This window comes from Bartonella sp. CL70QHWL (assembly GCF_042194855.1).
Lineage (GTDB): Bacteria > Pseudomonadota > Alphaproteobacteria > Rhizobiales > Rhizobiaceae > Bartonella.
This window is the reverse complement of sequence record NZ_JBHINJ010000008.1, coordinates 84,231-102,506: the sequence shown is the minus strand read 5'-3', so window position 1 is coordinate 102,506 and position 18,276 is coordinate 84,231. Positions and strand designations below refer to the sequence as shown.

The following is an 18,276-nucleotide window of genomic DNA, read 5'->3' as shown; positions in this document are numbered from 1 at the left end:
GTTTTGCTATTCGTGAAGGTGGTCGTACTGTTGGTGCCGGTATCGTCTCTAAGATCATTGAATAAATAATGCTTGTTAAAGGGTGTTAAAAGTGTTTTAGTTTTGAGAGTTAGGGGTATAGCTCAGTTGGTAGAGCGGCGGTCTCCAAAACCGCAGGTCGCGGGTTCAAGTCCTGCTGCCCCTGCCAAAGGGGGGATTTTACATATAAGGGAGTGGATTTTGCTGCCTTTTTCGCTTTTTTTGATATGGGGCTTGTTTTTTTGTGTGTGAAACGGTATTGAATAGAAAGTAAGGAAATTGCATAAGTCTGAAAGTTGGCTTTTGCATTTTTTCCTGTTTATTTTGTTCTATAAAACACAATAGGACTAGAGAGAGTATAGTGTGACGATGGCATCTAAAACCAATCCGATTACCTTTTTGAAGCAGGTTTATGCAGAAACAATTAAAGTGAAATGGCCTACACGTCGTGAGACGGTTATTTCTACTATTATGGTTTTGTTGGTAACTGCATTGGCTTCAGCTTTCTTTTTTATTGTGGATCAGGTTATGCATTTTGGTGTTTGGCGGGTTATTGATCTTCTGAAATATCTTTTTAGTTGAGAATGTAAGGAAGTGTGACTGTGGCAGCTCGTTGGTATATTGTTCAGGCATATTCAAATTTTGAAAAGAAAGTAGCGGAAGCTATTGATAAGGAGGCAAAGCAAAAGGGACTTGATCATCTTTTTGAAAAGATTTTTGTTCCAACAGAGCGTGTTGTAGAGGTTCGTCGTGGACGCAAAGTTGATACTGAGCGAAAGTTTTTTCCTGGTTATGTTCTTGTTCGTGCTGAGTTAACAGATGAAGTTTATCATCTTATTAAGAATACGCCTAAAGTGACAGGTTTTTTAGGATCGGATGCGCGTCCTGTTCCTATTTCTGATCGAGAGGTTGAGCAAATTCTCAAACAAGTTCAGGAAAGGGTTGAGTCTCCAAAGTCCTCTGTATTGTTTGAAGTTGGAGAGCAAGTTCGCGTTGCTGATGGTCCTTTTGTTTCGTTTAATGGAATTGTTCAAGAGGTTGAAGAAGAGCGCTCTCGTCTTAAGGTTGAAGTGCTTATTTTTGGGCGTCCTACGCCTGTTGATTTGGAATTTGGTCAGGTTGAAAAACTCTGATTAAACTTAGAGTAGTTTTAATTACTTTAAGGAAGGAGTGGGAGGTGATTTATAGCTTTTGTCGGCTTAATGATCCGAACCACGTGACTGCAGCGGGTAACGGGCAAGGTGAATTGTCAGTATACCAGTGAAATTAAAGGCAGATTGTTATGGCAAAAAAAAGTATAGGTCAGCTTAAGTTGCAGGTTCCTGCAGGAGCTGCTACTCCATCTCCACCGATTGGTCCAGCTCTTGGGCAGCGTGGTATTAATATCATGGAGTTTTGTAAGGCGTTTAATGCAGCTACACAAGAAATGGAAAAGGGAGCGCCGATTCCAGTTGTTATTACGTATTATCAAGATAAGTCTTTCACATTTTCTCTCAAGACGCCTCCTGTATCATTCTTTTTAAAGAAGGAAGCAAACCTGAAATCTGGCTCAAAAGAGCCTGGTAAAGTGTCTGTAGGAAGCATTTCTCGCGATAAAATTCGTTCGATTGCGGAATCAAAGATGAAAGATCTTAATGCGAATGACATTGAGGCAGCAATGCGTATGGTTGAAGGTTCTGCTCGCTCGATGGGCTTGGAAGTGGTGGGCTAATATTATGGCAAAAGTAGCAAAAAGAATAAAAAATATCCGAAAAGATATTGATTTTAATGAACTTTACGCTTTAAAAGATGCCGTTTCAATGGTTAAGGAGCGTGCTGTTGCTAAGTTTGATGAAACAATCGAAATTTCAATGAACTTGGGTGTTGATCCGCGTCATGCTGATCAAATGGTTCGAGGCGTTGCTCATTTGCCTAATGGGACAGGGAGAAATATTCGTGTTGCCGTTTTTGCTCGTGGGGATAAGGCTGAGGAAGCTAAGGCGGCAGGAGCTGATATTGTGGGTGCCGAAGATTTATTTGAAAGCGTTAATAGAGGGACTATAGACTTTGATCGTTGTATTGCAACGCCAGACATGATGCCTCTTGTTGGTCGTCTTGGTAAGATTCTTGGTCCACGGAGTTTGATGCCAAATCCGAAGGTTGGTACTGTAACACTTGATATCGCCGGTGCTGTCAAAGCTTCTAAAGGTGGTGCTGTTGAGTTTCGTGTGGAAAAAGCTGGTATTGTGCATGCTGGTATTGGTAAGGCTTCTTTTGGTGTTGAAAAAATCGTAGAAAATATAAAAGCCTTTGCAAGTGCAGTTATTAAAGCTAAACCGCAAGGTGCAAAAGGTGAATATATTAAACGCGTTGCTGTTTCGTCGACTATGGGAGTTGGTGTTAAAGTTGATCCAGCAACGGTTCGTTCAGAGTTAATGTAAGCTGATTTATGATTTTGTTTTTTGGGGTATGGGAATATCAAAATTGTATTTTAAAGTGCTGGTTTTGATCAGCATTTAGCTATCTAAGCTTTATAGGGCTTAGGTTGTGCCGGGAGAAATTCCGGAATATCCTGTCCGAGATTGTAGGTGATACTTTTAAGTATCTTAATCAAAAAAAACCTGCATGAGACTGGGGTAAAAACTGAGAGTTAAAAGACTTAAAGGGTTTGAGCCAAGGTTGCCTTTGAACGCTGTGCGTGAAAAAGGGGACAGGATCCTCATCGGTGACATGAAGTATTTTATGTTATCAAAGGTAACCAACAGGTTTGTTTTAAGTAAATCTGTTAAATGGAGAGAGACAGTGAATAGAGCGGAAAAACGCGAATTTGTTACATGGCTTAACGAGGCTTTTCGGAAGTCTGGTTCTGTTGTTGTTGCACATTATTCCGGTCTGACAGTTTCACAGATGAATGATCTGCGTTCGAAAATGGGTGAAGCTGGCGGTGCCGTTAAAGTCGCCAAAAACCGTCTTGCTAAAATCGCTCTTCAGGGCACGGAATCTGAATCGATAGTGGGTTTGTTTACTGGACAAACACTTATTGCTTATTCAGAAGATCCAATCACAGCACCGAAAGTTGCTGTTGATTTTGCGAAAAGCAATGACAAATTTGTCATACTTGGCGGTTCAATGGGTGCAACAAGTTTAACTGTAGATGCTGTGAAGTCATTGGCTTCATTGCCTTCATTAAACGAGTTGCGTGCAAAACTTGTGGGTATGATTTCTACCCCTGCGACCCGTATTGCACAGGTTGTTAATGCCCCTGCTGGTCAGGTTGCACGTGTCATTGGAGCATATGCTCAGGAGGATAAGGCGGCTTAAGGCTGTTTGTATTCACGTTTATGGAAGAGCTTTAATGCTTTTCTGTTTTTTTGGATAAAATTTAATAATGGTTCAAATCTTTTAATTGAAGGAATTTAAAAATGGCTGATCTAGAGAAGATCGTAGAAGACCTTTCTAATCTAACCCTTTTGGAAGCCGCTGAGCTTTCTAAGTTACTTGAAGAAAAGTGGGGAGTTTCGGCTGCTGCTCCTGTAGCTGTCGCTGCTGTTGCTGGTGCTGCTGCTCCAGCTGCTGAAGAAAAAACAGAATTTGATGTTATTCTTGTTGAAGGTGGCGCACAAAAAATTAATGTTATTAAGGAAGTTCGTGCTCTTACTGGACTTGGTCTTAAAGAAGCTAAAGATCTGGTTGAAGGTGCACCTAAGCCTATTAAAGAGGCTGCTTCTAAAGAAGAAGCAGAAAAAATTAAATCTCAACTTGAAGCTGCTGGTGCTAAAGTGGAACTTAAGTAAATTTAATTTTATCGGCGGGCATTTATGTTCGCCGATTTCTTTCTCTTAATACAAAGAGGGAAAATAATGAGTAAAAAACCTTTTCCTAATGGTTTCGTAACAGGAATGGGATAGGTTTAGATTACTTACTCCTTCATCATAGAGTCAAAGAGATAAATGGCTTATGTTGGTGGGGAAAGTTAATGATGCTCATTATTGAGTGTCAAGTGAACTGGTCTGCATATGCAGGTTAATGATATAAGGCTTTCAAGGTTGGTCTACCTTGAAGAGTAAAGATCAAGGAGCGACGATGGCTCAGACTCACGCAATGATGTCTCAATTCAATGGTCGTAAGCGCGTACGCAAATTTTTTGGTAAGATTCCTGAAGTAGCAGAAATGCCGAATCTTATTGAGGTTCAAAAAGCGTCATACGATCAGTTTCTCATGGTTGAGGAACCGAAAGGTGGACGACCAGATGAAGGTTTGCAAGCTGTTTTTAAATCTGTTTTTCCTATTTCAGATTTTTCCGGTACAGCTATGCTTGAGTTTGTAGGTTATGAATTTGATTTACCAAAATTTGATGTTGAAGAGTGCCGTCAACGTGATTTAACTTATGCTGCCCCATTAAAGGTCATATTGCGTTTGATTGTTTTTGATGTTGATGAGGATACTGGCTCCAAAGATATCAAAGACATTAAAGAGCAAGGCGTTTATATGGGCGATATGCCTTTAATGACGACGAATGGTACCTTTGTTGTTAATGGTACGGAGCGTGTTATTGTTTCTCAGATGCATCGTTCTCCTGGTGTCTTTTTTGACCATGATAAAGGAAAGTCCCATTCATCAGGAAAGCTTCTTTTTGCTGCTCGTGTTATTCCGTATCGTGGTTCTTGGCTTGATATTGAGTTTGATGCTAAGGACATCGTTTATGCGCGTATTGATCGACGGCGCAAAATTCCTGTTACAAGTCTTTTGATGGCATTAGGTATGGATGCGTCAGATATTTTATCAACGTTTTATGATAAAGTGACTTATGAGCGTGATGGAGAAGGATGGCGAGTTCCTTATTCTGTTGATCGCTTTAAAGGAATGAAGCTCATTTCTGACCTTATAGATGCAGATAGTGGTGAAGTCGTTGCGGAGGCTGGTAAAAAATTAACAGTTCGTACTGCGAAGTCTTTGGCAGAAAAAGGACTTAAAGCGGTTAAAGTTAGTGAAGATGATTTATTAGGTTGTTATCTAGCTGAAGATATCGTCAATTACGAAACAGGTGAAATCTACCTTGAGGCTGGTGATGAAATTGACGAAAAAGTATTAAAAATTTTGCTTGATGTTAGTGCTGATCAAATCAATATTCTTGATATTGATCACATGAATATTGGCGCTTACATCCGCAATACTTTGAAGGTGGATAAAAATGAAAGTCGGCAGGATGCGTTATTTGATATTTACCGAGTAATGCGTCCAGGTGAGCCTCCAACAATCGATACAGCAGAAGCAATGTTCCATTCATTGTTTTTTGATCCAGAGCGTTATGATCTTTCTGCTGTTGGGCGTGTTAAGATGAATTTGCGTATGGATCTTGATTGTCCAGACACAGTTCGCATTTTACGCCAAGAGGATATTCTTGCTGTTGTTAAGATGTTGGTTGAATTGCGTGATGGACGTGGTGAAATTGATGATATTGATAATCTTGGCAACCGTCGCGTTCGTTCCGTTGGGGAGTTGATGGAAAATCAATATCGCATTGGTCTTCTTCGTATGGAGCGTGCGATAAAAGAGCGTATGTCATCGGTTGAAATTGATACAGTTATGCCACAGGATTTGATCAATGCAAAGCCTGCTGCAGCAGCAGTTCGTGAGTTTTTTGGGTCTTCACAATTGTCGCAGTTTATGGATCAAACCAATCCATTGTCGGAAATTACCCATAAGCGTCGTCTTTCTGCTCTTGGTCCAGGCGGTTTGACTCGTGAACGTGCGGGTTTTGAAGTCCGTGACGTACATCCTACGCATTATGGTCGTATTTGTCCGATTGAAACACCAGAAGGCCCTAATATTGGTCTAATCAACTCCTTAGCAACATTTGCGCGAGTTAACAAATATGGCTTTATTGAAAGTCCATATCGAAAAATTATTGATGGAAAAGTTACAAAAGAAGTTATTTATCTTTCAGCGATGGAAGAAGCAAAGCATTATGTCGCTCAGGCTAATTCTTCATTAGATAGCGAAGGTCGTTTTATAGAAGAGTTTGTTGTTTGCCGTCATGCTGGTGAAGTTTTAATGGCGCCGCGTGATCATGTTGATTTGATGGATGTTTCACCAAAACAGTTGGTTTCAGTTGCAGCAGCGCTTATTCCTTTTTTGGAAAATGATGATGCGAATCGTGCACTTATGGGATCAAACATGCAGCGTCAGGCAGTTCCTCTTGTACGCGCTGAAGCACCATTTGTTGGGACGGGAATGGAATCCATAGTTGCGCGCGATTCAGGAGCTGCTGTGAGTGCAAAACGTAGTGGTGTTGTTGATCAAGTTGATGCTACCCGTATTGTTATCCGTGCAACAGAAGATTTAGATCCTTCAAAATCAGGCGTTGATATTTACCGCTTACAGAAATTTCAGCGTTCTAATCAGTCCACTTGTATTAATCAGCGTCCTCTTGTAAATGTTGGTGATAGGGTAGAAAAAGGTGATATCATTGCAGATGGTCCATCCACGGATCTTGGTGATTTGGCTCTTGGGCGGAATGTTCTCGTAGCCTTTATGCCTTGGAATGGATACAATTATGAAGATTCTATTTTGTTATCCGAGCGCATTGTTGCTGATGATGTGTTTACTTCAATTCATATTGAGGAATTTGAAGTTGCGGCACGCGATACAAAACTTGGGCCTGAGGAAATTACGCGCGACATTCCTAATGTTGCGGAAGAAGCGTTAAGAAATCTTGATGAAGCTGGCATTATTTATATTGGTGCTGAAGTTCAACCGGGTGATATTTTAGTTGGAAAGATTACACCAAAAGGTGAAAGTCCCATGACGCCGGAAGAAAAGCTTCTGCGTGCGATTTTTGGGGAAAAGGCATCCGATGTTCGTGATACTTCTATGCGTATGCCTCCTGGGACTTTTGGTACTGTTGTTGAAGTTCGCGTTTTTAATCGCCATGGCGTGGAAAAAGATGAACGTGCGATGGCAATTGAGCGTGAAGAAATTGAGCGTTTAGCAAAAGACCGTGATGATGAACAGTCTATTCTTGATCGCAATGTTTATTCGCGCCTCACCGATATGTTGACAGGTAAAGTTGCTGTAGAAGGTCCGAAAGGCTTTTCGGGCAGCAAAAAGCTTGATAGTACAGTGATGGGGCATTATCCACGATCCCAGTGGTGGCAATTTGCTGTTGAGGATGAAAAACTTCAAAATGAAATTGAAGCTTTGCGCAAGCAATATGATGAATCAAAGGAAGCATTACAACGTCGCTTTATGGATAAAGTTGAAAAGGTCCAAAGAGGTGATGAAATGCCTCCTGGTGTCATGAAAATGGTGAAGGTTTTTGTGGCTGTGAAGCGCAAAATCCAACCAGGTGATAAGATGGCGGGACGTCACGGAAATAAGGGTGTTGTTTCACGTATTCTTCCCGTAGAAGATATGCCATTTCTTGAAGATGGGACCCATGCTGATATCGTCTTGAATCCGCTTGGTGTGCCTAGTCGTATGAATGTTGGACAAATTCTTGAGACGCACCTTGGTTGGGCATGTGCGGGGATGGGCAAGAAGATTGGTGATTTGTTAGAGTTGTATCAAGAGACTGGGGATATATTGCCGCTGCGTCAGCGTATTGAAAATCTTATGCCTGATGATAATCATAATGAACCAGTCCGTCAGTATGATAATGAAAGCCTCTACAAATTGGCATTACAGATGAAAAAAGGGGTTTCAATTGCAACGCCTGTTTTTGATGGAGCACATGAGTCTGATATTAACATGATGCTGGAAGACGCAGGCTTAGATAGTTCAGGGCAGGTTACGCTTTATGATGGTCGTACTGGGGAGCCTTTTGATCGTCCAGTAACGGTGGGATATATTTACATGTTGAAATTGCATCACCTTGTTGATGATAAGATTCATGCACGTTCTATAGGTCCCTATTCACTTGTGACGCAGCAGCCATTAGGAGGTAAGGCACAGTTTGGTGGTCAGCGTTTTGGTGAAATGGAGGTATGGGCACTTGAAGCTTATGGTGCTGCATACACTTTGCAGGAGATGCTAACAGTAAAATCAGATGATGTGGCTGGGCGGACAAAAGTCTATGAGGCAATTGTGCGTGGTGATGATACATTTGAGGCAGGGATACCCGAAAGCTTTAATGTGTTGGTAAAAGAAATGCGCTCACTTGCTCTTAATGTGGAGCTTGATGATGCGCGTGAACTTATTGCACAGCGGGCATTGTCTGATACGGCAGAGTAATAATTCAAGGAGCGCACTGGAAAAAGGCTGCGCTCTTATTACTTTAAGAGGCTCAATAACCTTATTAAGGCTATACAGGTCGTTTTTAAAAGTAAATGTCTTTTAAAGAAGATCTGTTATAAAATAAATGAGATATTACAACAGGTTCTAAGAATCTTTGAAGGAGAACAGCATGAACCACGAGGTCATGAATCTTTTCAATCCTCAAGCGCCAGCGCAGACATTTGACTCTATTCGTATTTCTATTGCGAGTCCTGAGAAAATTTTGTCCTGGTCGTATGGTGAGATTAAGAAGCCTGAGACTATTAATTATCGGACTTTTAAACCAGAACGTGATGGTCTTTTTTGTGCACGTATATTTGGCCCTATTAAGGACTATGAGTGTCTATGTGGCAAATATAAACGCATGAAGTATAAGGGCATTATTTGTGAAAAATGCGGTGTAGAGGTTACTCTTTCGCGCGTACGTCGTGAGCGTATGGGGCATATTGAACTTGCGGCACCTGTTGCACATATATGGTTTCTTAAATCATTACCAGGTCGTATTTCTACACTTTTAGATTTAACTTTAAAAGATATTGAGCGGGTTCTTTATTTTGAGAATTATATTGTAACCGAACCAGGGTTGACATCTCTTAAGCTCCATCAGCTTCTTTCTGAAGAAGAATATATGCTTGCTATTGATGAGTTCGGAGAAGATCAATTTACAGCTATGATTGGCGCTGAAGCTATTTACGAGCTTTTAGCTAGTATGGAGTTAGATAAAATCGCTAATGATTTGCGTCTCGAATTAGCTGAAACAACTTCAGAGTTAAAGCAGAAAAAATTGATTAAACGACTTAAAATCGTTGAAAATTTTCTTGAATCTGGAAATAAGCCAGAGTGGATGATAATGAAAACAATTCCGGTTATTCCACCGGATTTGCGTCCATTGGTTCCGCTTGATGGTGGGCGTTTTGCGACATCAGATCTGAATGATCTTTATCGGCGTGTTATTAATCGTAATAACCGCTTGAAACGGCTGATTGAATTGCGTGCTCCTGGAATTATCGTGCGCAATGAAAAGCGTATGGTACAAGAAGCTGTTGATGCATTGTTTGATAATGGACGGCGTGGGCGTGTGATTACTGGAGCCAATAAACGTCCTCTCAAGTCTCTATCAGATATGTTGAAGGGCAAGCAAGGACGGTTTCGTCAGAACTTACTTGGGAAGCGAGTTGATTACTCGGGGCGTTCTGTTATCGTGACGGGTCCTGAATTAAAATTGCATCAATGTGGTCTTCCTAAAAAAATGGCTCTTGAATTATTTAAGCCTTTTATTTATGCGCGGCTTGATGCAAAAGGCTATTCATCAACGGTAAAGCAGGCAAAGAAGCTTGTTGAAAAAGAACATCCAGAAGTTTGGGATATCTTGGATGAGGTTATTCGTGAACACCCTGTTTTACTCAACCGTGCGCCAACATTGCACCGTTTGGGGATTCAGGCTTTTGAACCTATCTTAATTGAAGGCAAAGCTATTCAACTTCATCCACTGGTGTGTACTGCTTTTAATGCAGATTTTGATGGTGATCAGATGGCGGTTCACGTTCCGCTTTCTCTTGAAGCACAGCTTGAAGCCCGTGTTTTGATGATGTCCACCAATAATATTCTTCATCCGGCCAATGGTGCTCCCATTATTGTTCCCTCACAGGATATGGTTCTTGGTCTTTATTATCTTTCAATTGTTTCTGAAAAAGAACCAGGTGAAGGAATGGCCTTTTCTGATATAGGTGAGCTTCATTATGCCTTGGAAAATAAGGTTGTAACGCTTCATACGAAGATTAAAGGCCGTGTTAAGAATATTGGGAAGGATGGAAAAGAAGTTTCTAAACTTTATGATACGACACCTGGTCGTTTGATTATCGGTGAGCTTTTGCCAAGAAGTGCGGATATCTCATTTGATATTGTCAATCAAGAGATGACGAAAAAGAATATTTCTAAAATGATTGATCATGTTTATCGGCACTGTGGACAAAAAGAGACGGTTATTTTTTGTGACCGTATTATGCAGCTTGGCTTTTCTTATGCTTGTCGTGCAGGAATTTCATTCGGTAAGGATGATATGGTTATTCCTGATAGTAAGTCTCGTTTAGTTGCAGAAACAGAAGCTTTGGCTAAGGAGTACGAACAGCAATATAATGATGGTTTGATTACACAAGGTGAAAAATACAATAAGGTTGTAGATGCTTGGGGTAAATGTACAGATCGCGTTGCAGATGAAATGATGAAACGTATTCAAGCCGTCGATTTTGATCCTAAAACAGGTCGTCAACGGCCGATGAATTCGATCTATATGATGTCGCACTCTGGTGCTCGTGGTTCTGCTAACCAGATGAGACAATTGGCCGGTATGCGTGGATTAATGGCAAAACCATCGGGTGAAATTATTGAAACGCCTATTATTTCAAATTTTAAAGAAGGTCTAACTGTTAATGAGTACTTCAATTCCACGCATGGTGCACGTAAAGGACTTGCTGATACTGCGTTAAAGACGGCGAACTCTGGTTATTTAACACGGCGTCTTGTTGATGTTGCACAGGATGCTATTATTTCAGCAGTTGATTGTGGTACCGCAAAAGGGCTTACCATGCAGCCGATTGTTGATGCAGGACAAATTGTTGCCTCCATTGGGCAAAGAATTCTTGGTCGTACAGCGCTTGTTGATATTCTACATCCTGTCTCTGGAGAGGTTATCCTTGAAGGTGGAGCAATGATTGAGGAAGCTGATGTTGCGAAGATTGAAGCAGCTGGGATTCAATCTGTTCAAATTCGCTCTGCTTTAACATGTGAAACACGTCTTGGTGTTTGTGCAAAATGCTATGGTCGTGATTTGGCGCGTGGAACACCTGTTAATCAGGGAGAAGCCGTTGGTGTTATTGCTGCTCAATCCATTGGTGAGCCGGGAACACAGCTTACTATGCGTACTTTCCACTTAGGAGGAACTGCGCAGGTTGTTGATTCATCGTATTTAGAGGCATCTTATGAAGGTAAGGTGGAGATTCGTAATCGTAATGTGGTTCGTAACTCTGAAGGCCAATTGGTTGTTATGGGGCGTAATATGGCTATCCTTATTAAGGATGAGTTAGGAAAAGAGCGCGTTGTACATCGTGTTAGCTATGGTGCTCATATTTTTGTTGATGATGGTGATGTGGTTAAACGTGGCCAACGTATAGCAGAATGGGATCCTTATACACGTCCAATTTTAACGGAAGTTGAAGGTTATGTGGGGTTTGAAGATATGATTGATGGTTTATCTGTCACTGAAACAGCTGATGAATCTACGGGTATTACGAAGCGTTTAGTGATTGATTGGCGCGCTAATCCACGTGGTGCGGATCTTAAACCAGCCATTATTATTCACACAGATAAAGAAGGTGAATCCATTGCTAAATTGTATAAGGGAGGTGAAGCCCGTTATATGATGTCAGTGGAAACTATTCTTTCTGTTGAGCTTGGTGCTCATGTTAAGGCTGGTGATGTTATTGCTCGTTTGCCAATGGAAAGTGCCAAGACGAAAGATATTACGGGTGGTTTACCACGTGTGGCTGAGCTTTTTGAAGCGCGTCGTCCAAAGGATCATGCGATTATTGCTGAAGTAAGTGGCACGATTCGATTCGGCCGTGGTTATAAGAATAAACGTCGTATCATTATTGAACCAAATGATGAAACTCTTGAGGCAGTAGAATATTTGATTCCAAAAGGTAAGTTGTTTCACTTCCAAGAAGGCGATCAAATTGAAAAGGGAGATTATATCCTTGATGGTAATCCAGTACCTCATGATATTTTGGCAATTAAGGGGGTTGAAGCTTTGGCATCTTATCTTGTTAATGAGATTCAGGAGGTTTATCGTTTACAGGGAGTTCTTATTAATGATAAGCACATTGAAGTGATTGTTCGTCAAATGTTGCAAAAAGTTGAAATTACTGAATCTGGAGATTCTGGTTATATTCCAGGTGATAATGTTGATCGTATTGAACTTGATGAAATCAATGATAATTTGATTGCAGAAGGGAAGAAACCAGCATCTGGTAATCCCATTCTTCTTGGAATTACAAAAGCTTCTCTTCAAACGCCTTCTTTCATTTCGGCGGCATCGTTTCAGGAAACAACACGTGTTCTTACTGAAGCAGCAGTTTCTGGTAAAATTGATACTTTGCAAGGACTTAAAGAGAACGTTATTGTCGGTCGTCTTATTCCAGCAGGTACAGGTGGTACGATTTCTCAAATCCGTCGTATTGCTGCGGTTCGTGATGATTTGATTGTAGATGAGCAGCGTAAGTCTAGTAATAACGAAGTGGCTAAGGCTATGTTGACAAATATGACAACTGGGGCCGTTGCTGAATAATTTAAATACAACATCACATAATATAAAAACGTCTGAATAGAAAGTTCAGACGTTTTTTTATCTCAAAATGCAGAAGTTGCGTATTTTCTTGAAAATGTCAAAAATTATAAGGCGACAGTTATTTGGAACGTCTTTAGTAGCTTATTATTTTGTAATGATGTTTATCTTTTTTGTTACTTTATTTTAAAGTTTCTTAATTTCTAAAAGCAGTATAGAATTTTTCCAAAATATGTAAAACTCAAAAGCCATATTCAAGGAAAAGAGTGATTATCTACAAATCAAATAATGATTGATTTTGAATTTTAGGAAAATTTTTGATTGATATCTTCTATAAAGATTTAAAAGGACTTATCATGAAAGGTCAATAGTCTTTTCTGTAATCTAAAAAATAATTGATTCTCTACTATACAATGCTTGTATGATAAGAATGTATTTTCTTATAAATTAGAATGCAGGAAAGTAGAGATTAGGGTGCTTACTAAGTTTTTTATAAAAAATAGACACATTTCTTATAACAATGTGATCTATGCAGACAGAATGATAAAATGTACGAATATTATTCAATTGGAAAATTAACACGTGAGTTTTCAATAACAGCTCGAACTTTGCGTTATTATGAAGAAGAGGGACTTCTTAGTCCTTTTCGGCGTGGAAGTACACGGCTTTATACACAAACGGATCGTCATAAGTTAAAGCAAATACTGCGTGCTAAAAGAGTTAAATTTTCGTTGTCTGAAATATCTGATATGTTGACAATAGTTGGAAAACCACCAGATGATGAGAAAAAGCTTAAGAAATTAATTGCAGGAATTCATAAAAAACGAGCTGATTTAAAGCAGATGCAGCATGATGTTGATGATCTTCTACAGGATTTAGAAAGAATTGAGGAGAGTTTTTTTGAGAGCTTAGCGGAGTTGGGGGTTAGTCATTGATTATAAAATTTATTTTGTCTACTTTTAGACAATTTTCTTTCTCTTAAAAGGGATAGGTTATACTATCTCTAAGGGGGATATTTAACACTGCGTGAAATGTGTAAGTCATTTAAAGAAATAGAGTGTTTGAAAAAGCTGCAAAGGTATTTTCGCAGTATATTGTCCTTGATAAGAAAAAATTATTTTTCATAAAGAAAGTAAAAACAATGACAGTTTCTCCTATGAGTGTTTTTCAATCTATTTTGTCACGAAAGTCAATTCGCGCTTTTACTGATCAGCCAGTTAGTTTGGAAACAATCAAAGAAATCTTAAAACTTGCAGCACGTGCACCATCTGGAACAAATATTCAGCCATGGCAAGTGATTGTGCTTACAGGAAGTGTATTACAGAAAGTAGGGCAAGAGCTTTCACAACTTGTGCTTTCAGGTGTAAAAGGAGAGCGTGAATATAGTTATTATCCACGTCAGTGGCGTGAGCCTTATATTTCAAGGCGTCGAAAAGTTGGTTTGGATCTTTATCAGAGTCTTGGAATTCAAAAAGGAGATAAAGAAAAAATACTTCATCAAAAGGCGCGAAATTTTTTATTTTTTGATGCACCTGTAGGACTCTTATTTACAATGGATCACGACATGGAAATGGGGAGTTGGCTTGATTTGGGTATGTTTATGCAGACCATTATGTTAGCTGCACGTGGATTTGGATTAGATACCTGTCCTCAAGCTGCTTTTGCTGATTATCATAAACAGATTCGTACGCTTTTATCTATTCCTTCTGATCGCCATATTATCTGTGGTATGGCACTTGGTTATCGCGATATGAGTGCTCCAGAAAACAAGTTTGAGACAGAACGAGAATCGTTAGAAAACTTTGTACGTTTCATTGAAACATACCCATAAAATATTTCATACAATTAAGCATACGTTTTGAAGAACTTAGTGCATTATGAAAAATATTTCCGATAAGATTTCTCATCCTTATTGAATTTTAATATTGCATATTAACACTTATTTTACTACGCTTGGAACATTAGGAGTGGTGACTCTAGGGGCATTGCCCGTTTTGAAGGTTGGCTAATGGAAAACACTATAGAAAGAAAGTGTTGGGTGGTAGCAAGACGAGCGACATTCGTGTTTATTGCTGTTATTTTTTTAGTTTATCTCGCAATTTGATTTTAAACGGGAGAAACGTTATGAAAAAGCATATATGCTCAAGCTGTACTATAGTTTTGAGGTGATACGTGTTTCTATCTGTTTTTGAACTTTTTAAAATTGGGATTGGTCCTTCTAGCTCACATACGATGGGACCGATGACAGCTGCTAATATGTTTTTGCAAAAGATAGGAGATTTTTCTCAGTCGTCTGATATTCAAGTTTCTCGTATACGTGTTTATCTTTATGGTTCTTTAGCTTTCACGGGTATTGGTCATGCAACAGATAGGGCTATCATATTAGGACTTTTAGGAGAAAAAGCTTCTACTGTTGATCCTGATAGCATGGGGTTTCTGTTAGAAAAAGTTATACGTGAAAAAAAAGTGCAACCAGAAGGCCATCCCGCTTATCAGTTTGATGTGCAATGTGATCTTATTTTTGAACGAAAGCAAATCCTCCCTGGACATACAAATGGACTAGCCTTTGAAGGACTTAATACTGATGGGAATGTTCTGTTGCGGCAGATTTATTATTCTATCGGTGGTGGCTTTGTTGTGACTGAGGATGAATTAAGCCATATGAATGATAATATACAACCAGAAGCATTTGAGGTACCATATCCATTCGATTCTGCTTGTACAATGTTATCAATGGCAGAAAAATCAGGACTTTCAATTGCTGAAATGAAGCGCTTAAATGAAGAAACAAAGATAGAGCGTTCTTCTCTTGATGTAGGGCTTGATGAAATTTTTTCAGCGATGACAAATTGCATTGATAGAGGTCTTTCACAAGAAGGTGAGTTGCCTGGTGGATTGCGTGTTCTAAGGCGTGCTAAAAAGCTGCATGAAACGCTTTTGGAAAATCAAAGGAAAAATCACAATTATCCACTTTGGGCAAATGATTGGCTTTCGGTATATGCTATAGCAGTCAATGAGGAAAATGCAGCAGGTGGTCGTGTTGTTACAGCACCAACAAATGGCGCAGCTGGTGTTGTCCCAGCCGTTTTGCGTTATTATCTTCAATTTAATGATGATTCAGATCGAGAGGGAATACATAATTTTCTATTAACGGCAGCAGCTATAGGCGGTGTTATCAAACATAATGCCTCTATTTCTGGTGCAGAAGTTGGGTGTCAAGGTGAAGTTGGAACGGCATCTTCAATGGCCGCAGCAGGGTTGACCGCAGCATTAGGTGGAACACCAGCTCAAATTGAAAATGCGGCAGAAATTGCGCTTGAACATCATTTGGGAATGACATGTGATCCTGTTGCAGGTCTTGTACAAGTTCCTTGTATTGAGCGTAATGCAATGGGAGCTGTTAAGGCGGTAACGGCTTCTTCTCTTGCATTATATGGTAATGGAGATCATTTTGTTTCTCTTGATGCTTGTATAGAAACAATGCGCCAGACTGGTCATGATATGAGTGAACGCTATAAAGAGACAAGTAAAGGTGGTCTTGCAGTCAATGCAATATCTTGTTAAGAGCTAGAACATTTTTCAATCCATAACTGGACGTTTTGGAGAAGAATCGTATTTCCTGATAAAGCTTATGTTTTTTGTTCCTTATAAATCAAAACTCCAAATTAATTCAGCAGCATGCTTAAAATAAATTTGAGATGGCTCAGTGCTTTCTTAACGAATAGTAGCTGTTGATGCAAGTTTGGAGAGAGTGTATTGTTGATATATGTTTGATTTGTCCTAAAATGGAAAAAATAAAAAAGCGTAAAGTAAAATTAGTGATCAATTTACCATTATTTTTTAGCTGGGTTTTATGGTTTTAAAAAGTTTCCATAGCCATATCTTTTAAGTAATGGAAGATTATACCTGAGTATCCAAGGAAAATTTATTTTAAATCTGAATAATTATGATAAAGAGAGATTTTTAAAGATTTTAATTTTTTAAAAGTGAAGTTTTTTGCTACCTATATGGTAAAAAATATCTTGAAAAGAAACACTAATTTACAATAATTAAAGATATATTGGGAATATCTTTTTTATTTATAAATTCTGTACCGACAAAAAAATTAAAATAAATAATAACGTATACATTAGGAAATATTTATAAAAATTTTCATGAGAATAGAATGCACACAATAGAACATTATCGTGTTACTTGTTCGTGAGTTCGTTTAAAAAATATCTCTCAATGCTCCTAAGCTCATTTCGCGATGGCACCCGTGAATGATATAATAACGGTAAATCCATTGAGCTGTCCCATCTTTATGCTTAATAAAAAGAGTACGCTGGGCATGATTGCACACTTTGCCAAGCCCCCCCGTACAGGGATCAAAGCCCTTAGCATTTGAAATGGTTCATTATAGGTATTTTGAGTATTTTGGGTACAGTTTTACGCCACACACTAATCTCGCCCATAACATGCAAGAGAACGGTTTTTATTAATTCAACATAAACAAGTTTCAAATGAGAGAATCTTACGATATTCGAGATTATCATCTAACATGCAAAATAATGAATTATCTTTATAAATCAGCATCTTGAATATGAGTAGTATAATGTAAGTCATTCCATGAATGGTATAAAATCTATAGAGTATTAGCATCTTTATTTATAAAGGGAGAAAACCAGCACTATCATCCTTTTTTCAACGTTCAATGTTACAAAAGATCCTCGTACTTGAAATAATTCATAAGGGATATTTGATTCCTTTTTTAAATAGTTTATATGCCAATCTTTCTCGTGATGAGCAGGCGGACGATTTTGACTGATTCAATATAAGAAGGAAAATAAGAGAATTTTACGAAAATCTCTTATTCAATATGCAAAAAATAAATTATAATTATAAATTAAAATCTTATGGAAATCGTTATCATAATATTTAATCTGATAATTTCTTTTACGTTTTTTCATCGGTAGTATTTTTATTTTCCAATTTGCTTTGTCTGTTGAAAGAAATGCAAGTAAGAGGAGTGAGATTATTTTTTACAGCGTTTATGTTGTCAGGGGAGCATTAGTAAGAGGGACTTTCTTTATTGAACGTTTAGAATAATTCCTAAAATGATAAGCTTTCATCGAATGAAGCTATTCATTTTTCCAAAAAGATATCAAGGATAATTTTTTATATTAAATCCAAAAGTGGAAAAATATTGGATGTTTTTTATGTTCTTAACAATGGTTTTATTGAAGGCTTGGAGATATTGGATAGTTGGAAAAGCTGTCAAAACAATTCCACAATTTAAGAAAAAAGTATGTTTATCAAAGGGTTTTCTAAGGCTATAGATAATGGTTAATAATAAAATAGTTTTTTAGAGATGGTCTGTAGAATTAAATATTTGTTGCTCCTAGACGGATTTTAATAGGCACATTACCAGTTTGGCTCGCAACGCGTAAATGAATGCGTACAGGAGGCATTATGAGACGACGGTTGCGCATTGTTTGGCAAATGAGAAGGTTAACAAGAGATTGTGTATCTAATGCAGTCGAATTATATTTTAAACCAGTAAGTTTTGCAGCAGCATCGTGAAGAGAACGCAATGAAAGGAGGGATGATTGCTTCAATAAAATTTCTTTTTTATGGAATGAAGCAAAAGCATTATCTGTCATAATACTATCCTTAACGCAGAATTC

12 protein-coding genes, 1 tRNA gene and 1 pseudogene are annotated in these 18,276 nt (G+C 38.7%); 13 read left to right on the top strand and 1 reads right to left on the bottom strand.

Features of this window, described 5'->3' with window-relative positions:
- The 13 genes and pseudogenes from ACFIJZ_RS05375 to ACFIJZ_RS05315 all read left to right on the top strand — a co-directional run.
- Nucleotides 1–65 (top strand): annotated as a pseudogene (locus tag ACFIJZ_RS05375) (elongation factor Tu); the annotation flags it as partial.
- A gap of 46 nt (nt 66–111) precedes the next feature.
- Nucleotides 112–187, top strand: a tRNA-Trp gene (locus ACFIJZ_RS05370).
- A 200-nt stretch (nt 188–387) separates the two neighbouring features.
- Complete coding sequence (secE, locus tag ACFIJZ_RS05365) at nt 388–600, top strand: preprotein translocase subunit SecE (RefSeq protein WP_273790652.1); 213 nt, start codon at nt 388–390, stop codon at nt 598–600.
- Nucleotides 601–620: 20 nt separating this feature from the next.
- Complete coding sequence (gene nusG, locus ACFIJZ_RS05360; RefSeq protein ID WP_273790740.1) at nt 621–1,151, top strand: transcription termination/antitermination protein NusG; 531 nt, start codon at nt 621–623, stop codon at nt 1,149–1,151.
- Between the two features lie 149 nt (nt 1,152–1,300).
- Nucleotides 1,301–1,729, top strand: a complete 429-nt coding sequence (gene rplK, locus ACFIJZ_RS05355) for a 50S ribosomal protein L11 (protein WP_273723157.1) — start codon at nt 1,301–1,303, stop codon at nt 1,727–1,729.
- Nucleotides 1,730–1,733: 4 nt separating this feature from the next.
- Nucleotides 1,734–2,438 (top strand): 50S ribosomal protein L1, encoded by a 705-nt coding sequence (gene rplA, locus ACFIJZ_RS05350; RefSeq protein ID WP_375631242.1) that lies wholly within the window; start codon nt 1,734–1,736, stop codon nt 2,436–2,438.
- 361 nt (nt 2,439–2,799) lie between these two features.
- Entirely contained in the window at nt 2,800–3,318 is a 519-nt protein-coding gene (gene rplJ, locus ACFIJZ_RS05345) for a 50S ribosomal protein L10 (protein ID WP_012755027.1), read from the top strand.
- 101 nt (nt 3,319–3,419) lie between these two features.
- Complete coding sequence (gene rplL / locus ACFIJZ_RS05340; protein ID WP_273790654.1) at nt 3,420–3,791, top strand: 50S ribosomal protein L7/L12; 372 nt, start codon at nt 3,420–3,422, stop codon at nt 3,789–3,791.
- A gap of 289 nt (nt 3,792–4,080) precedes the next feature.
- Nucleotides 4,081–8,229, top strand: coding sequence for a DNA-directed RNA polymerase subunit beta (gene rpoB, locus ACFIJZ_RS05335; protein WP_273790655.1), 4,149 nt, complete (start codon nt 4,081–4,083; stop codon nt 8,227–8,229).
- A 172-nt stretch (nt 8,230–8,401) separates the two neighbouring features.
- Nucleotides 8,402–12,613 (top strand): DNA-directed RNA polymerase subunit beta', encoded by a 4,212-nt coding sequence (gene rpoC, locus ACFIJZ_RS05330; RefSeq protein WP_375631241.1) that lies wholly within the window; start codon nt 8,402–8,404, stop codon nt 12,611–12,613.
- Nucleotides 12,614–13,158: 545 nt separating this feature from the next.
- Nucleotides 13,159–13,545, top strand: coding sequence for a MerR family DNA-binding transcriptional regulator (locus ACFIJZ_RS05325; protein ID WP_375631240.1), 387 nt, complete (start codon nt 13,159–13,161; stop codon nt 13,543–13,545).
- A gap of 206 nt (nt 13,546–13,751) precedes the next feature.
- A complete protein-coding gene (locus ACFIJZ_RS05320; RefSeq protein WP_375631245.1) occupies nt 13,752–14,441 on the top strand; it encodes a nitroreductase in 690 nt (229 codons plus the stop codon).
- Nucleotides 14,442–14,782: 341 nt separating this feature from the next.
- On the top strand, nt 14,783–16,174 hold the full coding sequence (locus tag ACFIJZ_RS05315) for an L-serine ammonia-lyase (protein WP_375631239.1): 1,392 nt from the start codon (nt 14,783–14,785) through the stop codon (nt 16,172–16,174).
- Between the two features lie 1,799 nt (nt 16,175–17,973).
- Here the strand turns inward: ACFIJZ_RS05315 and ACFIJZ_RS05310 are convergent.
- On the bottom strand, nt 17,974–18,252 hold the full coding sequence (locus tag ACFIJZ_RS05310) for a hypothetical protein (protein ID WP_273790659.1): 279 nt from the start codon (nt 18,250–18,252) through the stop codon (nt 17,974–17,976).
- Nucleotides 18,253–18,276 lie beyond the last annotated feature (24 nt).

Bases quoted from the DNA above. Each gene is read 5' to 3' on its own strand.
- ACFIJZ_RS05320 (WP_375631245.1), top strand. From the start codon at position 13,752: ATGACAGTTTCTCCTATGAGTGTTTTTCAATCTATTTTGTCACGAAAG.
- rpoC (WP_375631241.1), top strand. From the start codon at position 8,402: ATGAACCACGAGGTCATGAATCTTTTCAATCCTCAAGCGCCAGCGCAG.
- ACFIJZ_RS05325 (WP_375631240.1), top strand. From the start codon at position 13,159: ATGTACGAATATTATTCAATTGGAAAATTAACACGTGAGTTTTCAATA.
- rplL (WP_273790654.1), top strand. From the start codon at position 3,420: ATGGCTGATCTAGAGAAGATCGTAGAAGACCTTTCTAATCTAACCCTT.
- rplA (WP_375631242.1), top strand. From the start codon at position 1,734: ATGGCAAAAGTAGCAAAAAGAATAAAAAATATCCGAAAAGATATTGAT.
- secE (WP_273790652.1), top strand. From the start codon at position 388: ATGGCATCTAAAACCAATCCGATTACCTTTTTGAAGCAGGTTTATGCA.
- rpoB (WP_273790655.1), top strand. From the start codon at position 4,081: ATGGCTCAGACTCACGCAATGATGTCTCAATTCAATGGTCGTAAGCGC.
- rplK (WP_273723157.1), top strand. From the start codon at position 1,301: ATGGCAAAAAAAAGTATAGGTCAGCTTAAGTTGCAGGTTCCTGCAGGA.
- ACFIJZ_RS05310 (WP_273790659.1), bottom strand. From the start codon at position 18,252: ATGACAGATAATGCTTTTGCTTCATTCCATAAAAAAGAAATTTTATTG.